The sequence below is a fragment of the Streptomyces sp. NPDC005574 genome, assembly GCF_040605435.1.
In the GTDB taxonomy this organism is placed as follows: domain Bacteria; phylum Actinomycetota; class Actinomycetes; order Streptomycetales; family Streptomycetaceae; genus Streptomyces.
Genome location: NZ_JBEXCW010000006.1, coordinates 209386 through 223846 on the forward strand (window position 1 = coordinate 209386; position 14461 = coordinate 223846).

General features: G+C 69.5%; 10 protein-coding genes and 1 pseudogene. 8 read left to right on the top strand and 3 right to left on the bottom strand.

Going from position 1 to position 14461, the window contains the following annotated elements:
* Nucleotides 1-11 precede the first annotated feature (11 nt).
* The 4 genes from ABZT03_RS07230 to ABZT03_RS07245 all read left to right on the top strand — a co-directional run bounded on the left by ABZT03_RS07230 (nt 12) and on the right by ABZT03_RS07245 (nt 3315).
* Entirely contained in the window at nt 12-842 is an 831-nt protein-coding gene (locus ABZT03_RS07230) for a hypothetical protein (RefSeq protein WP_356034670.1), read from the top strand.
* A 220-nt stretch (nt 843-1062) separates the two neighbouring features.
* Nucleotides 1063-1749, top strand: coding sequence for a transcriptional repressor LexA (gene lexA / locus ABZT03_RS07235; RefSeq protein WP_356034672.1), 687 nt, complete (start codon nt 1063-1065; stop codon nt 1747-1749).
* A gap of 163 nt (nt 1750-1912) precedes the next feature.
* Nucleotides 1913-2638, top strand: a complete 726-nt coding sequence (locus ABZT03_RS07240; protein ID WP_356034675.1) for a methyltransferase domain-containing protein — start codon at nt 1913-1915, stop codon at nt 2636-2638.
* Nucleotides 2635-3315, top strand: a complete 681-nt coding sequence (locus ABZT03_RS07245) for a VTT domain-containing protein (RefSeq protein ID WP_356034678.1) — start codon at nt 2635-2637, stop codon at nt 3313-3315. Before ABZT03_RS07240 ends, ABZT03_RS07245 begins: the two co-directional genes overlap by 4 nt.
* Nucleotides 3316-3491: 176 nt before the next feature.
* Here the strand turns inward: ABZT03_RS07245 and ABZT03_RS07250 are convergent, their stop codons facing one another.
* Nucleotides 3492-5081, bottom strand: coding sequence for an RICIN domain-containing protein (locus ABZT03_RS07250; RefSeq protein WP_356034682.1), 1590 nt, complete (start codon nt 5079-5081; stop codon nt 3492-3494).
* 540 nt (nt 5082-5621) lie between these two features.
* Between ABZT03_RS07250 and ABZT03_RS07255 the strand changes: the two genes are divergently transcribed.
* Both ABZT03_RS07255 and ABZT03_RS07260 read left to right on the top strand, forming a co-directional pair.
* Entirely contained in the window at nt 5622-5930 is a 309-nt protein-coding gene (locus tag ABZT03_RS07255) for a hypothetical protein (protein WP_356034685.1), read from the top strand.
* A gap of 526 nt (nt 5931-6456) precedes the next feature.
* Nucleotides 6457-8436, top strand: a complete 1980-nt coding sequence (locus ABZT03_RS07260; protein ID WP_356034687.1) for a WD40 repeat domain-containing protein — start codon at nt 6457-6459, stop codon at nt 8434-8436.
* A 188-nt stretch (nt 8437-8624) separates the two neighbouring features.
* Here ABZT03_RS07260 and ABZT03_RS07265 read toward each other — a convergent pair whose 3' ends face one another.
* Nucleotides 8625-9539: a LysR family transcriptional regulator gene (locus ABZT03_RS07265; RefSeq protein ID WP_356034690.1), complete on the bottom strand. Its 915-nt coding sequence runs from the start codon at nt 9537-9539 to the stop codon at nt 8625-8627.
* Nucleotides 9540-10448: 909 nt separating this feature from the next.
* Between ABZT03_RS07265 and ABZT03_RS07270 the strand changes: the two genes are divergently transcribed.
* Together ABZT03_RS07270 and ABZT03_RS07275 are read left to right on the top strand one after the other, a co-directional pair.
* A complete protein-coding gene (locus ABZT03_RS07270; protein WP_356034693.1) occupies nt 10449-10988 on the top strand; it encodes a GNAT family protein in 540 nt (179 codons plus the stop codon).
* Nucleotides 10989-11463: 475 nt separating this feature from the next.
* Nucleotides 11464-13368 carry a lamin tail domain-containing protein gene (locus tag ABZT03_RS07275; RefSeq protein ID WP_356034696.1) on the top strand — a complete coding sequence of 635 codons (1905 nt, stop codon included), beginning with the start codon at nt 11464-11466 and terminating at the stop codon, nt 13366-13368.
* 154 nt (nt 13369-13522) lie between these two features.
* On the opposite strand, the pseudogene ABZT03_RS07280 reads toward ABZT03_RS07275, so the two are convergent.
* A pseudogene (locus tag ABZT03_RS07280) lies at nt 13523-14347 on the bottom strand (DUF1152 domain-containing protein); the annotation flags it as partial.
* Nucleotides 14348-14461: the final 114 nt, after the last annotated feature.

Genomic DNA, 14461 nt, shown 5'->3' on the forward strand with positions numbered 1-14461 from the left:
ACCGTACGGCCGTGGCCGTTTTGATCAGCACCCTCGCCGCGTTGTGGCTCGGCGCCTGCGGGACACAGGTAGCCGGAGAGGGAGGCGACGGGTCATCGTCGTCGGCGCCGACCGAGCCGATCCCGTGGACCACGATGGAGCCCTCCGCGGTCACCGGGGTCCGTGTCGGTGGCGACGGCCGCACGCTGCTCCTCGACGCACAGGTACCCAGCGGCCCCAACCCGTGCGTGCGCAAGCTGAAGGCGGTGCTCACCGATCCCATGGCGGAACTCGTCCGGGTGCAGGTCACCTACACCTCGCCGTCCGGTGACCGGGCTTCCGGGTGCACCAAGGAGGCCATGGCCACAGCTCGCGTCCGACTCCCCAAGCCCCTGGGCGACCGGGACGTGATCGTCGACAACTACACGCGTTTCACCGCCGACAAAGCCGAACCGCCCGCACTGCGACTCTGCGGGAAGCTGGGCTGCACGCCGGCGCCCACCGGCTGCACCGCCGCCTCCTACGACCAGGCGTTGATGGCGGTCGACGCGCCGAACCATACGTACCGGGACTCGGAGAAGTGCGACGGGAGGTGGCTGGTGATGGACTTCTCCTGGCGCACCGGACCGGCTTGTGGAGACTCGACGAACCCGGCCTGCTCGTCCCGGCTCGGCGACCGCTGGTTCTTCCGGGCCGAGAAGTCGGGCTGGCGGCCGATCGTCGCAGGCGCGGCCGGAGGCTGCCGGGACGTACAGCGCAAGGAGCCCGCCTTTCCCACCTCGCTGTGCGAGTCGCTGGCCCCGCTGTCCTCCGAGCTGCATCCGAGTTACGCCCCGCCGTCCGCATCGGCGACCACACGCTGACCCTGTGCCAAGGGGGTCCCGGAGGCGCTGCGGCTTCGGTGGGGGCGCTCCCTGGGGCGCCATGGCGTACCCGACCTGCCGATGCCCTGCCAGGCGGCTCCCGCCGTGCGGATTGCGGAGAATGCGGGGGGCCGACCGAAGAGCCTGCGCGGCTGAAGTCGAAGCGGTGTTCCATTTGCGTCGGATGGCGGGTTAAGGTCGCGTTCCGCAAGGATCTTGTATGGAGGTGCCCGGTATGGAGAACAGCGCGCCCGCACGCCGGGGTCGTCCCCCGGGCCCACGTACCGCTGAGGGACAGCTGACGAGCCGGCAGCAGGCCATCGTCCGCTGCATCACCGAGGCGGTGGAGCGGCAGGGCTACCCGCCGTCGATGCGGGAGATCGGCCAGGCCGTCCAGCTGGCCAGCACGTCATCGGTCGCCCACCAGCTGATGGCCCTGGAGAGCAAAGGCGTTCTGTACCGGGACCCGCACCGTCCCCGCGCCTACCAGGTTCGCCCCTCATGGACGCCCGACCTGAAGCACAGGAGCGCGACACCGGTCGACGTGCCGCTCGTCGGACGCATCGCCGCCGGCGCGCCCCTGCTCGCCGAGGAGATGGTCGAAGACGTCTACTCCCTGCCCCGCCAGGTCGTGGGCGAAGGCGACCTGTTCGCCCTCACGGTCTCCGGCGACAGCATGATCGACGCCGCGATCTGTGACGGCGACATCGTGACCGTACGGCGCCAGGACAGCGCCGACCACGGCGACATCGTCGCGGCGCTGCTGGAGGACGAAGCCACCGTGAAGGTGCTGAGCCGCCAGGACGGCCAGGTGTGGCTGATGCCGCGCAACTCCGCCTACACGCCGATCCCCGGCGACCATGCGCAGATCCTCGGCAAGGTCGTCGGCGTCCTGCGCCTGCTCTAGAGAGGCCGGCTCCAGAGACGAACGGAACGGACGACGGCGCACCGAGATGACCCGTGCGCCGCTCCGTCGGACGAACGGCGATGCCGGCCCCCTCCTTTCGTAGGTGAACGCTGTCGCAGAACGACGGATCCGGTGCCTGGCGCGGCTTTCTAGCGTCAGTTCAATGAACCACTGGACCACCTCCCACGACCGCGACTCCGCGCAGCGCAAAGCCGAACGCTGGATGTTCCTGATAGAGGCAGCCCGTGATCTGCGCACGACGGGTGCCATAGCCCCCAGCGGCCAAGCTCTGGCCCGCGTGCTCACCGAACCCGTACGGGCTCACGGTTCCCGCCCGCTGGCGGTCCTGGAAGCCGGAGCGGGCACCGGCCCGGTCACCCGGGCCCTGATCCCGCGGCTGTCCGAGGGCAGCTGCCTGGACATCGTCGAGCCCAACCCGCGTTTCGCCGCGCGACTGCGCCGTCTGGTCACCACGCACCCGCCCCTGGCTGCCAGGCCCGCGCAGGTGAACGTGCATCAGACCCACGTCGAGCAGCTCGACACCGATCAGCGCTACGACGTGATCGTCTCGGGGCTGCCGCTGACCAACTTCACGCCCGTACAGGTCGAGCGCATCATGTCCCGCTACATGGAACTGCTCCACCCCGGCGGCACCCTGACCTACTTCGCCTACCTCGGCACCCGCAGGGCCCGCGCGCTGACGGCGTCGCGGACGGAAGCCCGTCGCCACGCCGCCGTGGACGAGATCATGGCCACCTACCAGCGCACCTACGCCACCGGCCGCCGGACGGTCTGGGCCAACATTCCCCCTGCCTACGTCTGGCGTCTTCAACGCCCGCTCGTCTCCGCGGACCGGCCCACGCCTCGGTTCGAGGGGACGAGGCGGTGAACGCGCTGTCCGACCTCCTCGGTCACCTCCCGCCGGCCGCGGCGTACGCGGTGGTGGCCGGCGCCGTCCTGGCCGAGTCGGTCCTTCTCGTCGGCGCGTTCGTCCCGACGCTGACCCTGCTCCTGACCGCGGGCGCGCTGGCCCGGTCCGGCCACATCAGCCTTCCCCTCGTCATCGCAGCCGCGGCAGGCGCCGTGGTCACGGGCGACTTCCTCGCCCACCGCACCGGCAGGTTCCTCGGTGAGCGACTGCGCGGAGGCCGGACGGGCCGCCGGATACCGGATGTCGCCTGGCAGCGGGCCGAGACGCTGATGACACGCCATGGCGGCCGGGCGGTCCTCCTGGCCCGCTTCCTCCCGGTCGTGCGGATCCTCGCTCCGCACTCCGCGGGGGTCACCCGCCTGCCCTACCGGCGCATCGCCCCGTACAGCGTCGTCGGCGCCTGTGTGTGGGCCGCGGCGGAAGCCGGTGTGGGATACGCGGCCGCGACCTCTCTCCAGCATGTCCTCACGCTGGGCGGCCCCGCCTTCGCCCTGGTCGCTCTCCTGGCGGTCGGGATCGCGCTACTGCGGCGAAGAAGGCGCCGTCCGCTTTCTGGAGCGCGGGGACCGGAGGCCCGGACTGCTCCGGAGTCCTCCGGTCACGCCCGGGCCGAGCCCGTCGTGTCGGCCTCTTGACGGTGACGCCGGTCAACTCGCCGCCGCCGGCCGGTGACCGCCGTAGGGCAAGCCGCGGTCGACGGCCAACGGTCGGCGGCGTCGGTTCGATCGCTCGGTGACACCGATCGTGTACCGCGCGACGATGCACGCGGAGCACGAGGACGCACGCGGAGCACGAGGACCTGAGGACGGCGCTATCCGAGGGTCCATTGCTGGTTGGTCTGGCCGTTGCAGGTCCACAGTTCGGCCAGGGTTCCGTTCGCGGTGGCGGCGCCCGTCACGTCCAGGCACAGGCCCGACTGGGAGCCGGTGATGGTGCCGTTGGAGTTGAACAGCCACTGCTGGTTCGTCTGGCCGTTGCACGACCAGATCTCCACCTTGGTGCCTGCGGAGGTCTGGTTGTCGTAGGCGTCCAGGCACATCTGCGAGCCGCCGGGGGAGACGGTGAGCTGGTTGGACGAGGTACGGGTCCAGGTCTGGGTGGCGCCACCGGCGCAGTCCTGGATCCGCGCCGTTGTCCCGGCGGTGGCGTTCGGGACGTCGAGGCATTTGCCGGCGCCCACGGCGTGGAGCTCGCCCGTGGTGCTGCCGCCGCTGGTGCCACCCGCGACGCGGTACATGACGGTGCCGTGTGCCGGTACGGAAGCGCTGATGGTGCCGGTGCTGGTGGAGGTCGCCCCGGACCACAGGTCGGTCAACGAGTAGCTCGAGGCACCGGTCTTGCCGATCGCGGAGGCGGTGGTGGTGATGGTCGCGGTCGATCCGGTCTCGTTGAACAGCGCCACGGACACGTCGCCCCCGGCGAGGGGCTTGGCCAGAACGTCCAGGCCGCCGGAGGAGGAGACCATGGTGCCCTGCTTGCCCAGGGAGTCCTGGTCGACGGCGATCACACGGGCGTTGGTGTAGGTGGACAAGGTGGCTGAACTGGCGGAGGCCAGATTCGTACCCGCGATGAGGGGTGCGGCCATCTCCGACCAGAGGCTGAACTCGGTCCGGGCCTCGGTGGCGGACAGTCCGCTGTTGCCGACCTCCAGCATGTCGGGGTCGTTCCAGTGGCCGGGGCCGGCGTAGGAGGCGAGTCCGGCGTTGCTGTGGAAGATGGACAGCATGCTGGAGTAACTCGCACTGATGTCACCGGTGGTACGCCAGCTGTTGCCCACGTCGGCGCCCCAGGTCCACACGTTCTCCTGGCCCCAGTTGCAGAGGCTGAACAGGATCGGGCGGCCGGTCGCCGTCAGAGCGTCGCGCATGGCGGTGTAGCGGGTCCGTGCGGACACACCGGTGTTGTTGCAGTTGTCGTACTTCAGGTAGTCCACGCCCCAGGACGCGAAGGTCTGCGCGTCGGTGGTCTCGTGGCCGAGGCTGCCAGGGTAGCCGGCGCAGGTGGCGGTACCGGCGTCCTCGTAGATGCCCAGCTTCAGGCCGAGGGAGTGCACATAGTCGGCGGTGCCCTTGACGCCGGTGGGGAACTTCGCCGGATCCGGCACGAGGCGGCCCTGCGCGTCGCGGGAGTGGGTCATCCAGCAGTCGTCGATGTTGACGTACGTGTACCCGGCGGCCTGCATGCCGTTGGTGTGCATGGCCTGCGCGGTGGACCTGATCAGCGAGTCGGACACGTTGCAGCCGTAGGCGTTCCAGTCGTTGAAGCCCATCGGCGGAGTCAGCGCGAGACCGTTGCCCAACGCGGCGGCCGGCGGGGCCGCGGTGAGAGCGATCAACGGGGTGAAGAGGAACAGGAGAAGGCCTGTGACAGCGACCGCCAACCATCTGGACGGGACTGACACGCCGTCATACAGTCGCGCGGCTCTTCGACTGCTGCTCATGGTTCATCGACCTCCTGGGACCACGGGTGGGGGGTGCCCGGCGCGGCAGGACGCAGCAGCGCCGACAGGGTGACCGCACGGAAGCGACCACAAGCCAACAAATTTGCCCACCCCAAAGTGGTCGCCTCCAACGTGCCCGTCAAGCCCTCTGCGCTGTCCGTCTGAACCTGATCTCCGCGCGACCCGTCGAATTCACGACAACCGGTCCGGATACCGTCGCTCCGCTACGGACTGGTCCCAGCTAAACGGCTGCCGTATTGACTGTTCATCGATATCGGGAGGGTGATCTGCGTTGAAGTCCTTGAAGTCCCGCATGATGGCTGGGCGTTGAAAGGGGAGTATGAAAGGCCGGAGGCGGCTCCGTGGGAGGGCTGGAAAGGTTCGCGGGTTGCTTTGCCGTGTGACGGTTTTAAGAGGGCCCCGCGTGGCGGGGTTGACCTCAAGTCCGGTTGGGTTTCTAGGGTCAGGCATGTCGGTGTCGATGTACGGAAGGGAACGGTCATGAGGACGTTGGTGTTGGGACGGACGCCCGCGAGGGTGTCGGCGGTGCTGGCCACGCTGCGCATGGACGGCTTCGACGCGGAGGGAGTGAGCACCGACGAGGAGGCCCGGAATCTGTTGGAGTCCGGGGAGTTCGGAGTGTTGATCGTAGGCGGGGGTGTGGGGCCGGTCTCCCGCGCGGCGATCAAGGAGTTCGCGGGAAAGCATCGGGTACGGCGGGTGATCGACGGTGCGCTGGCGGAGCCGTTCGACGCTTATGTTCGGCGGGAGTTCGAGCCGTTGATCCGGGAGGCGGCGTCCGCGGAGTGACGGCCGTCGATCGGCCCTCCCTTCGCATCGACGGCGGAGACGCGGCCGGGCACCGCGGAGACGCGGCGGGGCACCTCTGAGACGCGGCGGGGCACCGCCCAGACGCGGCCGGGCACCGCGCAGAAGTGGCGGGGCTGCCCTTCGTGCGCTCCTCACGCTCGCACAACGCGCAGCTGTCTCCCGCCTGATCGAGACCGCAGCGAATACGTGGTTTCACGGATGGCTCACGGCCGTGCGACTGGCACGCTGACGTCACGGGCTTGTCGGAAGGCGCAAGCGATCGGAGGGACTTGTGCCGGGGAACGCCGGCAGATGGACTGCCGCCCCCGGAGCGGATCGCGCCCCGTGCGCAGGGGCAGGAGCCCCGTGCGGAGGGCAGGGCTTCCCGACGTACGTGCCGGTCCCGTGGTCGGGAGCAGAGGGCTGCCGGACGTCACGCCCTCCGGTTGTCACCCCTGATTGCGAGACTCACCCCATGATTCCGAAGCTGCCCCTGAACAGTCCTCGTTGGCAGGACCTTGACGGCGTGACCGTCGAAGACGTCAACGTACTTCTGGAACAGGTGGCCTCCCTCGCTGCCACCGAGACCAGCGACGCCTCGCGGCAGACTTGCACCTACCTGACCGACGGCCTGATGAACGACGGAACGCTGTACGACGGGGCCTACGCGGCCCTGCCGTATCTCGTCGAGGCGGCAGCGGCCCTGCCCCCTGGACAGACCTCGGGATTCTGGGTGGACCTGGGATTCATCGTGACCGCGGAGGACAGGCCCCCCATCCCGGCCGATCTCGAGGCGGGCTTCAACGCCGCGCTGCGGCTGGCCGAGTGGGCGGCCGTCAAAAGCCTTCTCGCCTCCGGCCATCCCGCGGAGCTCTGCGCCCACCTCGCGCTGTGCTGTGTTGCCTTTGCCCGTCACCACACCGCCACCGCGCTGTGGCGCTTCCTCGAGCCCCAGCAGAAGGAGCTCGTGCTGCTGTGTCCCGGGTGCGGAAGCGATACCGAGATCACCGATTTCTTCGTGGACCCGGTGCGGCCGTCCTCCGAGGCTCCAGGGCCGCCCGATCCCGCTTGCGTCCGCGAGGGAGACCATCCCTGGCGTGCGATGGCCGCAGCGCTGCAGGAGGAGGCCCTGGGGGAGGGGTGGGAGCCCTTCCTGCGGGCGGCACGCGCAGTTGCGGCGGCAGGCGTACGCCCCGAAACGCCAGGGCAGGCCGTCCTGTGCCTGGTCGCCGCCCTGGTCGCCGTCAAGGGCGTCCCACAGTCGGCCGGGAGGGAATGGGCGCGCAAACTGATGCTGCTCACCGGACACTTCCGGTGCTGGGACTGCGAGCAGACCTGGACGATCGCCGACGGCCTGACGGAGAACCCGGACGGTGCGCGCCCCCACACCGATGTCGGGGGGGAGTGGACGGCCTCCGACGGGGCGGCCGGCACGATGGAGTCAACGGCGGCAGGGCGCACCGGAGAAGCCGCGACCCGGTTCCGGCAGGACGGGAACACTCTGCGCACGGCCGACGGCACGCCCTGGGGCCGTATCGCAGTGTTCGCCGACGCGCCCAGTTCGTTCGGAGGAGTCAACTCGCTGACGGTGGTGTCCGGCCCCGGTCAGCCAGCACTCGTGGCAGGCGCTGGGGACGGGGGCGTGGTGTGGCTGTGGGAAGTGGCCAACGGCACGCTGGTTCAGGGGCCGTTGGCAGGACATCCCGACCGTATCTGCTCGCTGACGGCTGTGCCGCTGCCGGACGGCCGCGTCCTGGTGGCGAGCGGAGGCGACACCGGGACGATCGCCGTGTGGAACCCTGCCACCGGGCGGCCGGTTCGCGAACCGGCCGGCAACTGGCCCGGCGGGGTGACCGGAATGTGTACGGCGAGCACCACCGACGGCCGGACCCTGCTCGTCACCGCCACCCCGCGAGGGTCGGTGCGCACGTGGGACCCGGTCACCGGTGAGCCTGTCGGGCGGCTCAACCCCTACGGCAGCCAGATCCAGTCGATCGCCGCCATCCCGATCTCCGCCGGCCACACGTTGATCGCGGCCTCGGACACCGCCGGCCGCCTCCACGTGTGGGATCCAGCCGTCGACGACCCCTGGGACCCAGGCGCGGCCGTACAGCTGAGTGCACGTGCGCTCCACGACGCCGACCACCGTGTGGCAGCCGTCGCGGCCGTGCCCACACGCGACCGAACCGTGCTGGCCACCGGGGACAACGCCGGCGTGATCATGCTGTGGGATCCCGCCACCGGCGCCCCGATCGGCGACTCCCTCCCCAGCTCGACGGGAACCGCGGGGCTGCCGCTCATCGCCGCCGCCACCCCGCACGACGGCCGCACTGTCCTGGTCACCGGCAGCAAACACGGTCACAGACTGCGGATATGGGAGCCGGAGACCGGCACGGTGCAGCACCTTGCCCTCGACGTGACGCTCACCTGTCTGGCCGCTGCGGGCGAGGACCTGGTCGTCGGACACGACCGCGGAGTCCTCAGACTCCCGCTCACGCGACAGTGAACCCTTCGAAGCCATCCCTCAGCCACCATCGCCTGTCACGTGAACGTCAGCAGCACAACGACTGCAAGGGGTCCGGCCGCCGACTGGCCGCGTGGGCCGCAACGAGGAGCGCTTACCGGTGACAACTGGCAGCGGCCGGTGGCTGAATGCCTCTCAAGGTCGTGAGCGAACACTCCACCGCAGGCCGATCACGGCCGCACGGCTCGGTGGCCCGCCACTTCCGCGCAGTTGGTGGCGACCGTGTCGGCGAAGGTGCGGGCGAGTGGTGTCAGGGCGTCCCAGCGGCGGACCGCCCAGCCGACCGTGAGCGGAGGCAGGTCGGGTAGGGGGATGAGACGGAGGGGGCCGTCGCCGGATATCCGCCGGCCGGGCAGGGCGGGTACGACGGCGTGTCCGAGCCCGAGTTCGGCCAGCAGGAGGGCGGTGTCCCAGTCGGCCACGCTGGTGTCTGAGCTGTTCGGGATGCCCTGCTCAGCGAAGGCAGCGTCGAGGCGGGCGCCTGAGGTGGAGTTCTGGGGGAGTCGGATGATGCGGATGTCGGTGAGGTCCGTCGCCCGGAGACGGGTTCGTGCCGCGAGCGGATCGTCGGGGCGTACGGCAAGCACCCAGGGCAGGTCGACGACCGGGCGTTGCTCGATGCCGCGCACGGCGCCGGCGATGGTGACCCAGGCGAGGTCGAGGTCGCCCGCGGTGAGGGCGTCGAAGCAGCCGCGGCTGGAGGTTTCCGTCCGGAACTCCAAACTCGTCTTCGGATATCGCTGCCGGAAGGCGACGATGGCTTCGGACATGAAGTGCCGCACGGTCGTTCCGCCGGTGGTGACGCGCACCGAGCCGCTGTCGCCGTTGGCGAGGTCGCCGAGCCGGCGCAGGGCGAGTTCCAGTCCGGCGATGCTGCCGGCGGCGGCGTCGCAGAGGACTTGCCCCGCGTGGGTGGGCACGACGCCGCGAGGCCGGCGCTCGAGCAGGCTCAGGCCGGTCTCCTTCTCCAGTCGCTTCACGTGCTGGCTCACGGCGGACTGCGTGCAAGCAAGCTCCCGGGCAACGGCGCTGAGGCTTCCGGCCCGGCACACGGCAACGAAGACTCGGAGATCATCGAGGGTCATAAGCCCCAAGCTTTACCTTGGCTATCGGCAGAAATCCATAGGATTGACTGGGGTCCGGGCATGTCAGATGATCGGTACAGGGCCCAGGCGGCAACCCGTCCGGCGCTTTCGCGGGCTCCGGACCACATGCGAACGCGCGGACGGGTGCCGACCGACACGATCTCTGCCGGGTGGTCGCCCTGTGCTTCTCGGCGCCGGTCACGATGATTTGGTGTATCGGTGGGATGCCCTGAGCGGCGAGCTGCTCGGGTCGTCGCCGGAGGGGGACCGCACCGGCCGGACCGTTCTGGCTGTCGGATTCGTGCCGTCCCGGACGGCACAGGAGTGATCGTTTCGGGCGACGAGAACGGCCTGATCCGGCGCTGGGACGTCGTGAGCGGAAAACAAGTCGGAGAGCCGTCCGTAGGACACGAGTCCAGGATCCGCTCTGTTACGGCGTTGCCAGCAGCTGGAAGCCCCTGTTCGTCTCCAGCGACAACGAGGGCGTCCTCAGAAGGTGGGACGCTGCGACCGGAGCGCCGGTCGGCCTACCGATCGGAACCGGCACCCACCTCTATACGCTCGCCAGAGCCCATGTGGGCGGAACGGGAGTGTTGTTCGCGGCCGGCGCTGGCGGGTACGTCCGCGCGTGGCTCGCAGAGGCGAGTGAGCCCATCGAGCTCTCCAACCGCTGCCGAAGTATGGCCGTGACGACCCTGACTCAACCGGACAGGACAGCCCTCATGGCGATGAGCACAGCGCCAGGCGACAGTCTCTGGCGTCCGGCTGACGGCGGATTCGCTGGGACAGGGGGCGTTGGACGCCGGTGGCGTGGTCGGCCATCTTCGCGGCGCGGCGCGGCGCGCAGGCCGGGCGGCAGATCCCAAGGGCCCCAAATGCCAGCGTTTCCATAGCTGTTAGCCTGCGGGCATGTCAGACCTGGGATCCGTCGCCTGGCCGCCTGAACCGATCAGAACCGAGAGGCTCGTGCTCCGTGAGTCCGAGGCCCGGGACCGTACGGCGTTCATCGAGCTGCTGGCGTCGCCGGAGGTGCACACCTACCTCGGCGGCCCCCAGCCGCACGATGAGCTGGAGCGCGAGATGCCCGAGGTGCCCGAGCAGTGGCCCGGGAGTTTCGTCGTTGATCTCGACGGCGCGATGATCGGCCAGGTCCTGCTGAGGAGAGCAACGGAGCACCGACGCCCGGCTGCTGCGGGGAAGGCCGATCTCGGCTACCTGTTCCTGCCGCGGTCATGGGGATTCGGGTACGCCGCCGAGGCCTGTGCGGCGGCGCTCGACTGGTTCGACGGCGTCCTTCCCGGCGAGCCGGTGGTGCTCACCACCCAGACCGCCAACGTCGGCTCGATGCGCCTCGCGGCAAAGCTGGGCTTCACCGAGGTGGAACGGTTCGAGGCATGGGACGCCGAGCAATGGCTCGGATTGCGGGCTCCGGTCACGCCGTCCGCTTGAGCCCGAGTGTGAACCGGGCGCGAGAATCGGCCGGTTGTCAGTGACCCTTCGCCATGGAGGTCGGTCACCAAGCGGACACTCGCGGACGCCTGGCAGCGGACGGCCGCCGGACACGCCCTGCTCCACGGGGTCGGGCTGCCGCCCGTCGCCCTCTCGGACGACGAGCTGGAGGGGTGCGTCGAGCGCACTGAGGAGGGCGGCCTGTGTCTGCTGCTGGACGAGGACGGCACGGTGCGCGGCCTGGACCGCGGCGGCGGCAAGGAACGGTGACGGCTGGGAGCGGTGTGCGCCAGGTGATGTCGAGTGTCCGGGGGCGCTGGGCGTCTGGCGTTCCGGTGGCGAGTGGGTGGCATTCAACCGGCGTACACGCAGTTTCAAGATCGTGTCGCCAGACTTCCGCCTCGTGTCTACCTCACTCTCGCGTGCCGGCGTCGCCTCTGTGTGCGCCGCGGCTTTGACGCTTTCAGGACTGCTCGTGACAGGGACGGTCGCCGCACAGCCCGCGGCTGCCGCGGACCAGGCCGGCTACCAGAACGTTCGGATCAACGAGGTGACCTCATCGAACAGCGACACGGTGGAGCTGTACAACGCCGGCTCGATCGCGGTGAGTATCAGCGGCTGGAAGATGTCCGACGACAGCTTCTCACCGCAGACGTTCAGCCCGTCCTCCAGCACCATCCAGGCAGGCGGTTTCGTCACCTTCAACTCGCCCAAGGGGCTCGGTGATGCGGACAAGCTGGTGATCTACACGGGCAGCGGCACGGTCGTGGACCGCGTGGAGTGGGCCACCAACGGGGCGAAGCCGGCGATGGCGCGTTGCGGCGGCGACGGCACCGGGGGATGGGTGACCACGACCTCGGCGTCCACCTTCGGCGCGTCGAACGCCTCGGGCTGCCCGTCGTCGACACCGGCGGCGAGCCGGGTGCGGATCAACGAGGTCACCTCGAACAACGCGGACACCGTGGAGCTGTACAACAGCGGAACGAGCGCGGTCAGCATCGGGTCGTGGAAGTACGTCGACAATGACACCACCCACTCCCCGGTCTCGATCTCGTCCTCCTCACCGAGCGCGACCAGCGTCCCCGCCGGAGGGTACGCGACGTTCAACTCCACCCTCGGTTCGGGCGACAACGACTCGGTCTTCCTCCTCGACAGCAACGGCGACACCGTCGACTCGGTGACCTGGGCGACCGATGGCGCCAAGCCCTCGGACGAGCGCTGCGCCAACGGCACCGGCTGGTTCCAGACCGCCTCGACCGCGACGCTCGGCAGTGCCAACTCCTGCTCGGGCAGCGGTGGCGGTGGTACCGGCGGTGGTGGTGGTCAACTGCTGGGCGGTGGCGGCTCACTCACCAGCGGCTGCACCCCCGAGGCGCCCTCCGGTACGGGCTCCACCCCGGCGGGCACCCTGGCATGGCCGGGCGGGTCGGATGTCACGATCGCCGACAACGTCTGCGCGTTCACCACGGCCACCGGTCCCGAAGGCCGGGACATGAGCGGCCTTGCGTTCGACCCGGCGAACCCGTCGGTGCTGTGGGCCGCCAAGAACAAGAACTGGCTGTACAAGCTCGTCAAGAGCAACGGCAGGTGGATCCCGGACGCGTCGTGGAGCGCGGCCGGCAAGCAGATCCGGTTCGCCGGCGGCGGCGGCCAGCCGGACAGCGAGGGCCTGACGGTGGGCGCCAACGGCCACCTCTACGTGACCTCCGAGCGTGACAACGCCAACAACACGGTCCCCAAGGACACGATCATGGAGTTCGACCCGGCCGCGACCGGATCGACGCTGACGCCCATCCACCAATGGGACATGACCTCGCAGTTCCCGCAGCTCAACACCGGCAGCAAGGACGACGCCAACCTGGGCTTCGAAGGCGTCGGATACGTCCCGGACAGCTGGCTGACCACGAACGGCTGGACCGACCCGCTCACCGGCGCCGCCTACAACCCCGCAAACTATCCGCTGCACGGGTCGGGCCTGTTCTTCGCGGGCCTGGAGTGGGACGGCACGCTGCACGTCTACGGCCTCAACTCCGACGGCACCTTCACCACGTTCGGTACGATCGCGACCGGCAAGGCCTCCGTGATGGACGTGACGTTCGACGCCGGAACCCAGCGCGCCATCGCGACCTGCGACAACACCTGCGGCGAGACACACACCTTCCTGAAGGTCAACGCCGCCGGCGCGATCGTTCCGGACACCACCTACACGAATCCGGCCGTCATGCCGACCGACAACCTGGAGGGATTCGCGATCGCGCCGACGTCGACCTGCGCCAACGGCTTCCGCGAGGCGGTCTGGAGTGACGACGGCATCTACGGCTTCGGCTCCGGAACCTCCTCCTACGGACACGCCCTCTACAGCGGCACCTTCCCCTGCTGATCCCGCAGACCGTAGGAGACGGCGCGCGCACGGGGCCACCTTCGATGTGAGGGGCGCAAGCGGCGCGCAGCGATGAGGCTCCTGGCAGACGGGGTGGCGATCAACACCACTCGCCGACTGCCAGGAGCTTCCCGCGCTGATCCAGCCCTGACGTTCAGTGGGGGAAGCGACGTGGCGGGCGAGTGACTGTCGTTTCGCGGAACTCGGCGATCCGCGCGTGGACTTGGCGCATGAGGTGGGTGTCCTCGATCCGGTCGAGGTAGAGGCAACGGGCTGCGAGGCCCGGCAGGTCGAAGGCGAAGTACAGGGACATCAGCGGATTCACGAACAACTCGCTGCCCTTTGTGCGATCGGTGAAGCGGACATCGCCGAACGAGCCCTGCACGGCTGCCGCGATGGAACCGTTCACGATGCTGGGGTGGTCCGGCGTGTGGTCCTGAGCGTGCGTCACCGCGTCGAGGTAGAGGGCGCCTTCACGGGTGGCGCGCGGTATCGAGAACGCGCCGAGGTACGCGCCGTCGCGCTCCAGCGCGGCGATGTTCTCCAGCACCTGCACGTGGTTCACGCCGTGGTACGCGTCTATGCCGAAGCCGACCGACACGACGAGCCGGGTCGGAACGCCGTCGAGTGCGGCCAGCGCCGCCACGCTCGTCAGGTCCTCCTCCGGAGTGCCGAGGCCGTCCTCGTCGCCGCGCATCAGGATGTCCGTACCGCCGTCGACCAGCACCACGGCGTCGACGGCGTGCAGGTCGATCAGTGCCTGATAGGCGGCGCGCAGCGGGCGCACCCCGGTCTGCGGGAAGGCGTACACGGTGGACTGGTATCCGTGCTGGTGCAGCCATTGCGCGAGGGTTCGCTCCGGGAAGTAGCTCTGGTGCAAGCCCGATTGGGGGGTGATGGCGGCCAGGTCCGGGGCGACCCAGTCATCGATCGGGAGACCGTCGAGTGCGCTGAAGGAGAGGTTCGCAAGGTGTACCTGCGGTGGCGTCCTCGGAGCGGTGTAAAAGGCTCGACGAGGGAGGTTCCGGTCTGTGATGTTACGCGGCCTCGGGGAGGGGCGGGATGTCGGGTGCGGGCGTGGGGAGTTGGGTGA

Bases quoted from the DNA above. Each gene is read 5' to 3' on its own strand.
- lexA (WP_356034672.1), top strand. From the start codon at position 1,063: ATGGAGGTGCCCGGTATGGAGAACAGCGCGCCCGCACGCCGGGGTCGT.
- ABZT03_RS07240 (WP_356034675.1), top strand. From the start codon at position 1,913: ATGAACCACTGGACCACCTCCCACGACCGCGACTCCGCGCAGCGCAAA.
- ABZT03_RS07255 (WP_356034685.1), top strand. From the start codon at position 5,622: ATGAGGACGTTGGTGTTGGGACGGACGCCCGCGAGGGTGTCGGCGGTG.
- ABZT03_RS07265 (WP_356034690.1), bottom strand. From the start codon at position 9,539: ATGACCCTCGATGATCTCCGAGTCTTCGTTGCCGTGTGCCGGGCCGGA.
- ABZT03_RS07270 (WP_356034693.1), top strand. From the start codon at position 10,449: ATGTCAGACCTGGGATCCGTCGCCTGGCCGCCTGAACCGATCAGAACC.